Origin of the sequence: Burkholderia sp. Bp9012 (genome assembly GCF_003853825.1) — a bacterium.
Lineage (GTDB): Bacteria > Pseudomonadota > Gammaproteobacteria > Burkholderiales > Burkholderiaceae > Burkholderia > Burkholderia diffusa.
In genome coordinates, this window is the sequence record NZ_QTQA01000006.1 from 309,964 (window position 1) to 321,749 (window position 11,786).

Sequence of the window (11,786 nt, forward strand, 5' to 3'; positions counted from 1 at the left end):
CCCGTTTGCTGCACTTGCAAAAACGCCCGGCCGACGAAGTGCTTCCGGCCGGGCGCCTATCGCGTTTTACTTCACCTTCGCGGCTTTCGCGAGCGCGGCGACCGCGCTCTTCGAATCCTGCTGCGAGTTCATGAACTTCGTCACGACGTCGGTGATCGCGCCGGCCGTTGCGTCGCCCTGCGCCATCCCGTGCGCGAGCGACGGCACGAAGCCGCCCGACTTGATCGCGGTCTGCTCGTCGGCGTACGACTTCTTCGCGCAGTCGTCGAACTTGTCCATCTTCACGCCGAGACGCACCGGCACCGAACCCTTCAGCAGGCTGAACTGCTCCTGGAAGGCCGGCGTCATGATCGTCTTCGCGAGTGCGAGCTGGCCCGGCGTCGCTTCCTTCTGGCCCTTCTGCTGGAAGAACACGAACGAGTCGACGTTGAACGTGTACGAATTCGCCGTACCCGGTACCGCCGCGCAGATGTAGTCCTTGCCCGCCTTCTTGCCCGCGTTCTCGAACTCGCCCTTCGCCCAGTCGCCCATGAACTGCATGCCGGCCTTGCCGTTGATGACCATCGCGGTCGCGAGGTTCCAGTCGCGGCCGTTACGGCCGGTATCGAAGTAGCCCTGGATCTTGCGCACCGTGTCGAACACCGACAGCATCTGCGGCGACGTCAGCGTCGCCTGGTCGAGATCCACCAGCGCCTTCTTGTAGAACGCCGGACCTTGCGACAGCACGACGTCTTCCCACAGCGTCAGGTCCTGCCACGGCTGGCCGCCCATCGCGACCGGCTGGATGCCCGCGGCCTTCAGCTTGTCGGCGACCGCGAAGAATTCCGGCCAGGTGGTCGGCACCTTCGCGCCGACCTTGTCGAGCGCGGCCTTGTTGATATAGAGCCAGTTCACGCGATGCACCGAGAACGGCGCCGCGACGGTGTGGCCCTTGTACTTGATGATCTTGTCGATTTCCGGCGGCAGGTTCTGCTTCCAGTCGCCAGCGGCGGAATCGATGTTGACGAGCACGCCCTGGTCGGCCCAGTCCTGGATCAGCGGGCCCTTGATCTGCGCGGCCGACGGTGCGTCACCGCTGATCACCTTCGTCTTCAGCGCGGTCATCGCCGCGGCGCCGGCGCCGCCCGCGACCGCGAAGTCCTTCCACACGTAGCCCTGCTTCTGCACGTCGTCCTTCAGCACGCCGACGGCCTTCGACTCGCCGCCCGAGGTCCACCAGTGCAGCACGGTTACATTCTCGGCCGCCTGCGCCGCCACGGCGCCAGCCATCAGACCCGCGGCGCAGAGCGCGCCCATGATCGAGCGAACTTTCATTACTTATCTCCTCCAGACTGAATCAACTCGTGAGGTTCCCCGACGGGGAACCGGCTTCTTGATAAACGACGGGGAAATCGAGCCGCGGGACGCATGCAGCGTACGGGGCCGATGACCGGCCGGGCTCTTACAGAAAGCGTGAATCGAGATTCAACGGCGTGTCTCCTCTTTGTGTTTCTGGCCCGCCGCGATGCCGCGGCGCGAGCCCGGGGGGCGACGGCGCGCGGACGATGCGCACCGTCAATGTCCGATAACATTCGGCACAAGGCGTTCCCGAAGGCGAAGCTCGCGCAGTTCATCGACCGCACTTCTTTTTTTCTTCACCCAGGTGCTACCCCTTGCGGCGGATTGTAGTTAAACTACAATTCAGTGTCAAAAATATTTTTATCGCACTACGGATCGCTTTCCAGCACCCCACCCGGCGGAGACACATGCATACCGATTCCAGCTTTACCTTCGTACTTTTCGGCGGCACCGGCGACCTGTCGATGCGCAAGATCCTGCCCGCGCTGTTCGAAGCGCACCGCGGCAACATGCTCGCGGAAAGCGGCCGGATCGTTGCCGTCGCGCGGCACGAATCGGATCGGGCCGGCTATCTCGAGTGGGTCGACACGCACGTGAAGCCGCACGCGGCGAAAGCCGCCGGCAAGGCCTTCGACGAAACCGCGTGGAAATCCTTCCTCGAACGCATCGAATACGTAAAGCTCGACCTCGGTCGCGCGGAGGACTACGTCGTGCTGCGCGACGCGGTCGCGCAGCTTCCCGGCATCCGCGTGTTCTATCTCGCGACGGGGCCGTCGCTGTTCGTGCCGATCTGCAAGGCGCTCGCGTCGGTCGGCCTGAACGAAGGCGCGCGCATCGTGCTCGAGAAACCGCTCGGCTACGACTTGCGCTCGTCGAACGCGATCAACGACGCGGTCGGCGAGATCTTCGCGGAAGACCAGATCTACCGGATCGACCACTACCTCGGGAAGGAGCCGGTGCAGAACCTGCTCGCGCTGCGCTTCGGCAATGCGCTGTTCGAGCCGCTGTGGCGCCGCGAATGGGTCGAGAGCATCCAGATCACGATCGCCGAGGAGCTCGGCGTCGAGGCGCGCGGCGATTTCTACGACAATACGGGCGCGCTGCGCGACATGGTGCAGAACCACCTGCTGCAGCTGCTGTCGATCGTCGCCATGGAGCCCCCGCACTCGATGGACTCCGACTCGGTGCGCGACGAAAAGCTGCGCGTGCTGCGCGCGCTGAAACCCATCGATTCGCGCGACATCGGCAAGGTCGCGGTGCGCGGCCAGTATCATGCGGGCGTGATCAAGGGTGCGCAGGTGCCGGCCTACGCGACCGAGCCTGGCGTGAAGCCGGACAGCCCGACCGAAACCTTCGTCGCGCTGAAGGTCGAGATCGAAAACTGGCGCTGGGCCGGCGTGCCGTTCTTCCTGCGCACCGGCAAGCGTCTCGCCGATCGCGTCGCGGAGATCGTCGTCAACTTCCGGCCGGTGCCGCACTCGGCCCTCGGGCCGACCGCGCTGCGCGCCGGATCGAACCGCCTCGTGATCCGGCTGCAGCCGAACGAGACGATTCGCCTGTACTGCCTCGCGAAGCAGCCCGGCGAAGGGATGAACCTCGCGAGCGTGCACCTCGACCTCGCGTTCGACCGTTTCTTCAAGGAAGGGCAGATGGAGGCGTATCAGCGCCTCTTGCTCGACGTGATCAACGGCCGCCTCGCCCTGTTCGTGCGTCGCGACGAACAGGAAGCCGCGTGGCGCTGGGTCGAGCCGATCCTGAACGAATGGGCCCGCTCGCTGAAGCCGCCGAAGCCGTATGCGGCAGGCACGTGGGGGCCGGCCGCGGCGAGCGCGATGCTTGCGCAGCACGGCACCTGCTGGCTCGAAGAAGAAAACTGATGCAAACCGTTGCCGTGTGCACACGGCAACGTGCCCCATGATTCGCACGAATTGAACAGACAAAGCAGTCCGGAGGAGATGTGATCGAGATTCACGCTTTCGACACCCAGGAAGCGCAAAGCGAAGCGCTCGCGCGCGCCGTCGGCGATGCGCTGCGCGCCGCGCTCGGCGGCCCCGCGCGCCCGACGCTCGCGGTGTCCGGCGGCACGAGCCCGCGCCCGTTCCTGCAAACGCTGTCGCACGCGGCGCTCGACTGGGCCGGCGTCGACGTCACGCTGGTCGACGACCGCTGGGTGCCGGAAGACGACGCGGCCAGCAACGCGCAGCTCGTGCGCGACACGCTGCTGCAACACGCGGCGGCCCCTGCCCGCTTCCTGCCGCTCGTCGACACGCGCGCGGCGCTCGACGCGCACGTCGCCGCACTCAACGCGAACGCCGACTACCGCGTGCCGACCGTCGCCGTGCTCGGCATGGGCGAGGACGGCCACACCGCGTCGATCTTCGCCGATGCGCCCGAATGGGATCGCGCGATCACGACGCCCGAGCGCTTCGTCGCCGTGCATCCCGGCGCCGCGCCGCATGCGCGTGTGAGCTTCTCGCTCGATGCGCTCAAGCGCGTCGACCGGCTGTTCCTGCTGATCGCGGGCGAACGCAAACGCGCGGTGCTCGACGCAGCAGCCGCATCGCTGCAGAAGAACGCGATTTCCCAACTGGCCAACGACAAGGGGACCAAGCTCGATGTCTACTGGTGCGCAAAGTAAGGCTGTCGTCGCGGCCCAGCATGCCGACGGCCCGCGCCTGCTCGCGGACGTCGGCGGCACCAACGCGCGTTTCGCGCTGGAAACCGGCCCCGGCGAGATCACGCAGATCCGCGTCTACCCCGGCGCCGACTATCCGACGCTCACCGACGCGATCCGCAAGTATCTGAAGGACGTGAAGATCAGCCGCGTGAACCACGCGGCGATCGCGATCGCGAACCCGGTCGACGGCGACCAGATCACGATGACCAATCACGACTGGAGCTTCTCGATCGAGGCCACGCGCCGCGCGCTCGGCTTCGACACGCTGCTCGTCGTGAACGACTTCACCGCGCTCGCGATGGCGCTGCCGGGCCTGACCGATGCGCAGCGCGTGCAGATCGGTGGCGGCACGCGCCGCCAGAACAGCGTGATCGGGCTGCTCGGGCCCGGCACCGGGCTCGGGGTCTCCGGCCTGATTCCCGCGGACGACCGCTGGATCGCGCTCGGCAGCGAAGGCGGTCACGCATCGTTCGCGCCGCAGGACGAGCGCGAGGATCTCGTGCTGCAGTACGCGCGCAAGAAGTTTCCGCACGTGTCCTTCGAACGCGTGTGCGCGGGACCGGGCATCGAGGTCATCTACCGCGCGCTCGCCGCGCGCGACAAGAAGCGCGTGGCCGCGACCGTCGACACGGCGGACATCGTCGAGCGCGCGCATGCGGGCGACGATCTCGCCCTCGAGGCGGTCGAATGCTTCTGCGGCATCCTCGGCTCGTTCGCGGGCAGCCTCGCGCTGACGCTCGGCGCGCTCGGCGGCGTGTACATTGGCGGCGGCGTCGCGCTGAAGCTCGGCGATCTGTTCACGCGCTCGTCGTTCCGCGCGCGCTTCGAGGCGAAGGGCCGCTTCACGCAGTATCTCCAGAACATCCCGACCTACCTGATCACCGCCGAATATCCGGCCTTCCTCGGCGTGTCGGCGATCCTCGCGGAGCAGTTGTCGAACCGGTCGGGCGGCGCATCGTCGGCCGTGTTCGAGCGGATCCGCCAGATGCGCGACGCGCTGACGCCGGCCGAGCGCCGCGTCGCCGATCTCGCGCTGAACCATCCGCGCTCGATCATCAACGACCCGATCGTCGACATCGCACGCAAGGCGGACGTGAGCCAGCCGACGGTGATCCGCTTCTGCCGCTCGCTCGGCTGCCAGGGGCTGTCGGATTTCAAGCTGAAGCTCGCGACCGGCCTCACCGGCACGATTCCGATGAGCCACAGCCAGGTGCATCTCGGCGACACGGCCACCGACTTCGGCGCGAAGGTGCTCGACAACACGGTGTCCGCGATCCTGCAGTTGCGCGAACACCTGAACTTCGAGCACGTCGAGAACGCGATCGAGATCCTGAACGGCGCGCGCCGCATCGAGTTCTACGGGCTCGGCAACTCGAACATCGTCGCGCAGGACGCGCATTACAAGTTCTTCCGCTTCGGGATTCCGACGATCGCGTACGGCGACCTGTACATGCAGGCTGCATCGGCCGCGCTGCTCGGCAAGGGCGACGTGATCGTCGCGGTGTCGAAATCGGGACGCGCGCCGGAATTGCTGCGCGTGCTCGAGGTCGCGATGCAGGCCGGCGCGAAGGTGATCGCGATCACGTCGAGCAACACGCCGCTCGCGAAGCGCGCGACCGTCGCGCTCGAGACCGACCACATCGAGATGCGCGAATCGCAGTTGTCGATGATCTCGCGGGTCCTGCATCTGTTGATGATCGACGTCCTCGCGGTCGGCGTCGCGATTCGTCGCGCGTCCACCAACGGCGAACTGCCGGAGGCCGTCGCGCAGGCGCGCGCACGGGCGAGCGACGACGAGACGGCCGACGTGCTCGACTGGCTGAGCCACGGCGCCTCGCCGGCGGCGAAGGACGTCGCGCGGGACTGACGCCCGACACGGCACGGCGACCGCTTTCCGCCCGCCCGAAAAAAACGCCACCGACGCATCGCGCGGTGGCGTTTTTTCATGCCGGGGCGGCGGCTGCCGCGCCGGCTCAGGCGCCCGCTTTCACCGGCCGGCCATGCCAGCGCAGCACGAGGGAGCGGCCGACGAAACACAGCACGCCGGTGACGCCGATCGTCACGCCCATCGCGAACGGCGTGCCGTCCGCGAGTGCGCCGATCGCAACGCTCGCGATCGCGCCGAGCGCGAGCTGCATCGCGCCGAACACGGCCGCCGACGCGCCCGCGTTGTGCGGATAGCGATGCATCAGGTCGGTCGTGCAGTTCGCGGACAGGATCCCGACCACGCCAACCACGAAGAACAGGCACACGACGATCGACCACAAACCGCCCCACCCGGTCAGCGCGACGAGCGCGACCGCCAGCGACGCGATGCAGCTCACGAGCGACGCGGCCGAGATGATGCGCAGCGATCCGATGCGGCCGACGAGCCGCGTGTTCGCGAAGTTGCCGATCATGATCCCGACGACGTTCAGGCCGAACAGCAGCCCGTAGTGCTGCGGCGACACGTGGAAATACTCGATGTACACGAACGGCGTCGCGGTGATGTACGAGAACATCGACGCGAACGCCATCCCGCCGCACAGCATGTGCCCCCACGCGACCGGATCGGACAGGATGCGCCCATACGATGCGAACGACGCGAGCACGGCCGCGCTCTTGCGCCGCTCCTTCGGCCAGGTTTCCGGCACGCGCAGGTACGCGGTCGCCGCGCACACCGCGCCGAACACGGCGAGCACGACGAACACGCCGCGCCAGCCCGAGAAGCGCAGGATCTGCCCACCGATCAGCGGCGCGAGCAGCGGCCCGACCGCAGTGACGATCGCAACCATCGACAGCACCTTCGCCGCATCGGTCGGCTCGTGCGCATCGCGCGCGATCGCACGCGACAGCACCGACGCCGCGCCGGCGCCGAGCGCCTGCAGGAACCGCACGAGGATCAGCATGTCGATCGAGTTCGACACGAAGCAGCCGACGCTCGCGAGCGTGAACAGCGCGATGCCACCGAGCAGCACGGGCCGGCGGCCCCACGTGTCGGACATCGGACCGTACAGCAGCATGCCGATCGAGAAGCCGGCCATGAAGCTCGTCAGCGTGCGCTGCGCGGCGCCGGGACTCACGGAAAAGCCGTCGGCGATCGACGGCAGGCTCGGCAGGTACATGTCAGTGGCGATCGGCCCGCAGGCCGCGAGCGCGCCGAGCAACAGGATCAGCCGGGCATCGGGCCGGCGTCGGATGACGTGAGACATGGGTATCCGGAATGGAGGCCCGCGCGCATCGGGGCGCGCGTGGCGGTGAAGACGGGAGGCCGCGCCGCGAACGGCGCGCCCAGGCCCATGATTGTACGCGCAACTTTTTTACGTGCTGGCGGCCGAGTGGGCGGCTGGCGGGAAAACACCGGCGCGACGCCCACCGCGCGGGATCGAGCGCCGGGATTCGATTAAGCTTGCAACTCCTCGCCCCTCTTGTCTGACCAATACGACACACGATCGAACCGATGACCGCCTTCCTGTTGATCTGGAGCCCAAAGAAATGGCCGTGGCCCGAACTGCCTGACGTCGCCGCGCGCGTGAAAGCCGGCGAGGCCGTGCATGACGTGTGGGGTTGCGGCTTCGCGCGCGGCATCCTGCCGGGCGATCGTGTGTTCCTGCACCGCGTCGCGAAGGCGCCGAAGGGCGTGTTCGGCTCGGGCTACGTGACGCGCGCGCCCTACGAGGTGCCCGACACGGCGACGAAGCGCGGCTACCGGCTGTGCATCGATTTCGTCTACGACTGGCTGGTCGACGCGCACCAGGACGTCGTGATCGCGCGCGACGCGCTGCGCGTCCATCCATACTCGGTGCAGACCTGGGACGCGCAGAGCTCCGGCACGGTGATCAAGCCGATGGTCGAAGGCCCGCTCGAGAAGCGCTGGGCCGAGCTGACCGGCAAGCGCAAGCCGCCACCGTTGCCGGATCGATAACGGGGCCGAATCACACCCTCGTCCCGCCCGGCCCGCGCCATCCCTCACGCGCCGAAAGGCCGCAGACCGCCCGGCGGGCCCGTCATGCGCGTCTCCGGTACAATCAGACGATCGTTCCGCCCAGGCGCCGCGGCCCGTGCACAGGCCCCCGCGCCCTTCTCTCGCAGGTTTCGTCCATGTCCAACAATCAGATCCTCTTCGAACGCGCCCAGAAGACCATTCCGGGCGGCGTCAACTCGCCGGTGCGCGCCTTCCGTTCGGTCGGCGGCACGCCGCGTTTCGTCTCGCGCGCGCAGGGCCCGTACTTCTGGGATGCCGACGGCAAGCAGTACATCGACTACATCGGCTCATGGGGCCCGATGATCGTCGGCCACGTCCATCCGGAAGTGCTGTCGGCCGTGCAGAACGTGCTCGCCGACGGCTTCTCGTTCGGCGCGCCGACCGAAGCCGAGATCGAAATCGCCGAGGAAATCTGCAAGCTCGTCCCGTCGATCGAGCAGGTGCGGATGGTATCGAGCGGCACCGAGGCCACGATGAGCGCGCTGCGTCTCGCGCGCGGCTTCACGGGCCGCAGCCGCATCGTCAAGTTCGAGGGCTGCTATCACGGCCACGCAGACAGCCTGCTGGTCAAGGCCGGCTCCGGCCTGCTGACGTTCGGCAACCCGACGTCGGCCGGCGTGCCCGCCGACATCGCGAAACACACGACCGTCCTGGAATACAACAATGTCGCCGCGCTCGAAGAAGCGTTCGGCGCGTTCGGCGACGAGATCGCCGCGGTGATCGTCGAGCCCGTCGCCGGCAACATGAACCTCGTGCGCGGCACGCCCGAATTCCTGAACGCGCTGCGCGCGCTGTGCACGAAGCACGGCGCCGTGCTGATCTTCGACGAAGTGATGTGCGGCTTCCGCGTCGCGCTCGGCGGCGCGCAGGCGTACTACGGGATCACGGCCGACCTCACCTGCCTCGGCAAGGTGATTGGCGGCGGGATGCCGGCCGCCGCGTTCGGCGGCCGCCGCGACATCATGGCCCACCTCGCGCCGCTCGGCGGCGTCTATCAGGCCGGCACGCTGTCGGGCAACCCGATCGCGGTCGCCGCGGGCCTGAAGACGCTGCAACTGATCCAGGCGCCCGGCTTCTACGACGCGCTCACCGCGCAGACCAAGCGTCTCGCCGACGGCCTCGCGGCCGAAGCGCGCGCGGCCGGCGTGCCGTTCGCCGCCGACTCGATCGGCGCGATGTTCGGCCTCTACTTCGCGGAGCGTGTGCCGACCAGCTTCGCGGAAGTCACGAAGAGCGACACCGAGCGCTTCAACCGCTTCTTCCACCTGATGCTCGACGAGGGCGTGTATTTCGCGCCGTCCGCGTACGAGGCCGGCTTCGTGTCGAGCACGCACGACGACGCGGTGATCGACGCGACGCTCGCGGCCGCACGCCGCGCATTCGCAGCCCTTGCCGCCTGACCCGGGTCCGCACGCATGTTCTCGGATACCGATTTCGCCCACATGCAGCGCGCGCTGACGCTCGCGGCGCGCGGCATGTATACGACCGCGCCGAACCCGCGCGTCGGCTGCGTGATCGTCAAGGACGGCGACGTGATCGGCGAAGGCTTCACGCAGCCGGCCGGCCAGGACCACGCGGAAGTGCAGGCGCTGAAGGACGCGCGTGCGCGCGGCCATGACGTCGCCGGCTCCACCGTGTACGTGACGCTCGAGCCGTGCAGCCACTTCGGCCGCACGCCGCCGTGCGCGAACGCGCTGATCGACGCGCGCGTCGCGAAGGTCGTCGCCGCGATGGAAGACCCGAATCCGCAGGTGTCGGGGCGCGGCCTCGGAATGCTGCGCGACGCGGGCATCGACGTGCGCTGCGGGCTGCTCGCGAACGAAGCGGGTGAACTGAACATCGGCTTCGTGTCGCGGATGACGCGCGGTCGCCCATGGGTACGGATGAAGACGGCCGCGTCGCTCGATGCACGCACGGCGCTGCCGTCCGGCGAAAGCCAGTGGATCACCGGCGAGGCCGCGCGCCTCGACGGCCACGCCTGGCGCGCGCGCGCGTGCGCGATCCTCACCGGGATCGGCACCGTGCGCGAGGACAACCCGCTCCTGACCGTTCGCGGCATCGACACGCCGCGCCAGCCGCAGCGCGTGCTGGTCGACAGCCGCCTCGACCTGCCGCTCGATGCGCGCCTGCTCGAAGGCGCGCCGCTGCTGATCTTCTGCGGCCGGCTCGATGCTGCCGGCGAAGTGCGCGCGAACGTGCTGAAGTCGCGCGGCGCGGAAATCGTGCCGCTCGCGAATGCGTACGGCAAGGTCGACCTGCCCGCGATGCTGGCGGCGCTCGGCGCGCGCGGCGTCAACGAGTTGCACGTCGAGGCCGGCCACAAGCTGAACGGCTCGCTGCTGCGCGAGCAGTGCGTCGACGAGCTGCTGGTCTATCTCGCGCCGAGCCTGCTCGGCAGCGACGCGGCCGGCATGTTCGACCTCGCCGCGCCGGCGAGCCTCGACGCCCGCGTGCGGCTCGCGTTCCACAGCGTCGAGCGGATCGGCGACGATCTGCGAATCCTGGCGCGTGTCGCGCCGCCCCCCGCCACTCTTTGAACGGAGCCGTCAGGATGTTTACCGGAATTGTCGCGGCCGTCGGCCGCATCGAGGCGATCAACCCGCTCGGCGCGTCGCCCGAGGCGGGCGTGCGGCTGACCGTGCAGGCCGGCGGGCTCGACCTGGCCGATGTCGCGCTCGGCGACAGCATCGCGATCCAGGGCGCGTGCATGACGGTGATCGAAAAGACCGACACCGGTTTCGACGTCGACGTGTCGCGCGAAAGCCTGAACCGCACGGTCGGTCTCGCGCAGCCGGGCGAAGTGAACCTCGAGAAGGCGCTGCGCGCGCACGACCGCCTCGGCGGGCACATCGTGTCGGGCCACGTCGACGGCCTCGGCACCGTGACGCGCTTCGCGCCGGTCGGCGAATCGCACGAGTTGCGGATCGTCGCGCCGCGCGAGCTCGGCCGCTATCTCGCGTACAAGGGCTCGATCACGGTCAACGGCGTGAGCCTGACCGTCAACACGGTCGACGATCGCGCCGACGGCTGCGAGTTCTCGATCAACCTGATCCCGCATACGGTCGAGGTCACGACACTGCGTCACGTGAAGGCCGGCGACAAGGTCAATCTCGAAATCGACATGATCGCGCGGTATGTGGAGCGGATGATGTCGGCATCGCAGGGCGTGCATCAGGACTGACCAGACTGTTCCGCCCCCTGGATGGTAAATGGCAGCCGGCGGTGCGGCCCGGCACCTGACCTGATGGCCAACGACGCGCACGGGTCATCCCGTCGCGCTAAGATGCAACGGCAGCGGTTTCGGCGCCGCGACGCACGGTGCGCCGCGTACCGGCTGCCCCCTTTTCCTCCAGGAGTCGTCCCATGTCCATCTCGATGTACCAGGCTTCGCTGCCCGTCCTGATCCGCGGCCTCACCAACCTGCAGCACATCCTCGGCAAGGCGCAGGCGCATGCGGCCGAGAAGCAGATCGACCCGTCGGTGTTCATCGGCGCACGCCTCTATCCGGACATGCTGCCGCTCGTCCGCCAGGTGTATATCGCGACCGACACGGCCAAGGGCTGCGCCGCGCGGCTCGCCGGCGTCGACATCCCGAGCTATCCCGACGTCGAGCAGACGTTCGACGAACTGCACGCGCGCATCCAGAAGACGATCGACTATCTGAAAGGCTTCGACGCCGCACAGATCGATGGCAGCGAAGCGCGCCAGGTCGTGCTCAAGATGCGCGTCGGCCCGATCGAGTTCACCGGCCAATCGTATCTGCTGAACTTCGTGCTGCCCAACTTCTTCTTCCACGTGACGACGGCA

General features: G+C 68.0%; 10 protein-coding genes. 8 read left to right on the forward strand and 2 right to left on the reverse strand.

The window, feature by feature from the left end:
* Positions 1 to 66: 66 nt before the first annotated feature.
* Entirely contained in the window at positions 67 to 1,314 is a 1,248-nt protein-coding gene (locus tag DIE11_RS11140; RefSeq protein WP_124623547.1) for an ABC transporter substrate-binding protein, read from the reverse strand.
* 431 nt (positions 1,315 to 1,745) lie between these two features.
* Between DIE11_RS11140 and zwf the strand changes: the two genes are divergently transcribed.
* The 3 genes from zwf to DIE11_RS11155 all read left to right on the forward strand — a co-directional run bounded on the left by zwf (position 1,746) and on the right by DIE11_RS11155 (position 5,882).
* Positions 1,746 to 3,215, forward strand: coding sequence for a glucose-6-phosphate dehydrogenase (gene zwf, locus DIE11_RS11145; protein WP_124623549.1), 1,470 nt, complete (start codon positions 1,746 to 1,748; stop codon positions 3,213 to 3,215).
* 80 nt (positions 3,216 to 3,295) lie between these two features.
* Positions 3,296 to 3,976: a 6-phosphogluconolactonase gene (gene pgl, locus DIE11_RS11150; RefSeq protein ID WP_059605346.1), complete on the forward strand. Its 681-nt coding sequence runs from the start codon at positions 3,296 to 3,298 to the stop codon at positions 3,974 to 3,976.
* The gene (locus DIE11_RS11155) at positions 3,954 to 5,882 is read left to right on the forward strand and encodes a bifunctional transcriptional regulator/glucokinase (protein ID WP_124623552.1); all 1,929 of its coding nucleotides are present in this window, start codon (positions 3,954 to 3,956) and stop codon (positions 5,880 to 5,882) included. The genes pgl and DIE11_RS11155 overlap by 23 nt, the downstream gene beginning before the upstream one ends.
* A gap of 106 nt (positions 5,883 to 5,988) precedes the next feature.
* Here DIE11_RS11155 and DIE11_RS11160 read toward each other — a convergent pair whose 3' ends face one another.
* Positions 5,989 to 7,206 carry a Bcr/CflA family multidrug efflux MFS transporter gene (locus DIE11_RS11160; RefSeq protein WP_059605354.1) on the reverse strand — a complete coding sequence of 406 codons (1,218 nt, stop codon included), beginning with the start codon at positions 7,204 to 7,206 and terminating at the stop codon, positions 5,989 to 5,991.
* Positions 7,207 to 7,454: 248 nt separating this feature from the next.
* Here DIE11_RS11160 and DIE11_RS11170 point away from each other — a divergent pair, with 248 nt between their 5' ends.
* From DIE11_RS11170 to DIE11_RS11190, 5 genes are all read left to right on the forward strand, one after another.
* The gene (locus DIE11_RS11170) at positions 7,455 to 7,919 is read left to right on the forward strand and encodes a hypothetical protein (RefSeq protein WP_124623555.1); all 465 of its coding nucleotides are present in this window, start codon (positions 7,455 to 7,457) and stop codon (positions 7,917 to 7,919) included.
* A 176-nt stretch (positions 7,920 to 8,095) separates the two neighbouring features.
* Positions 8,096 to 9,379 (forward strand): glutamate-1-semialdehyde 2,1-aminomutase, encoded by a 1,284-nt coding sequence (gene hemL, locus DIE11_RS11175; protein ID WP_059605360.1) that lies wholly within the window; start codon positions 8,096 to 8,098, stop codon positions 9,377 to 9,379.
* Between the two features lie 15 nt (positions 9,380 to 9,394).
* Complete coding sequence (gene ribD / locus DIE11_RS11180) at positions 9,395 to 10,516, forward strand: bifunctional diaminohydroxyphosphoribosylaminopyrimidine deaminase/5-amino-6-(5-phosphoribosylamino)uracil reductase RibD (RefSeq protein ID WP_124623558.1); 1,122 nt, start codon at positions 9,395 to 9,397, stop codon at positions 10,514 to 10,516.
* A 14-nt stretch (positions 10,517 to 10,530) separates the two neighbouring features.
* Positions 10,531 to 11,160, forward strand: a complete 630-nt coding sequence (locus DIE11_RS11185) for a riboflavin synthase (RefSeq protein ID WP_059680800.1) — start codon at positions 10,531 to 10,533, stop codon at positions 11,158 to 11,160.
* Positions 11,161 to 11,342: 182 nt separating this feature from the next.
* On the forward strand, positions 11,343 to 11,786 hold a 444-nt coding region (locus DIE11_RS11190), incomplete at its 3' end, for a DUF1993 family protein (RefSeq protein ID WP_148093051.1).

Excerpts from the sequence above, each read along its gene's own strand:
- DIE11_RS11185 (WP_059680800.1), top strand. The coding sequence starts at position 10,531 with ATGTTTACCGGAATTGTCGCGGCCGTCGGCCGCATCGAGGCGATCAAC.
- DIE11_RS11140 (WP_124623547.1), bottom strand. The coding sequence starts at position 1,314 with ATGAAAGTTCGCTCGATCATGGGCGCGCTCTGCGCCGCGGGTCTGATG.
- DIE11_RS11170 (WP_124623555.1), top strand. The coding sequence starts at position 7,455 with ATGACCGCCTTCCTGTTGATCTGGAGCCCAAAGAAATGGCCGTGGCCC.
- ribD (WP_124623558.1), top strand. The coding sequence starts at position 9,395 with ATGTTCTCGGATACCGATTTCGCCCACATGCAGCGCGCGCTGACGCTC.
- DIE11_RS11155 (WP_124623552.1), top strand. The coding sequence starts at position 3,954 with ATGTCTACTGGTGCGCAAAGTAAGGCTGTCGTCGCGGCCCAGCATGCC.
- hemL (WP_059605360.1), top strand. The coding sequence starts at position 8,096 with ATGTCCAACAATCAGATCCTCTTCGAACGCGCCCAGAAGACCATTCCG.
- DIE11_RS11160 (WP_059605354.1), bottom strand. The coding sequence starts at position 7,206 with ATGTCTCACGTCATCCGACGCCGGCCCGATGCCCGGCTGATCCTGTTG.
- zwf (WP_124623549.1), top strand. The coding sequence starts at position 1,746 with ATGCATACCGATTCCAGCTTTACCTTCGTACTTTTCGGCGGCACCGGC.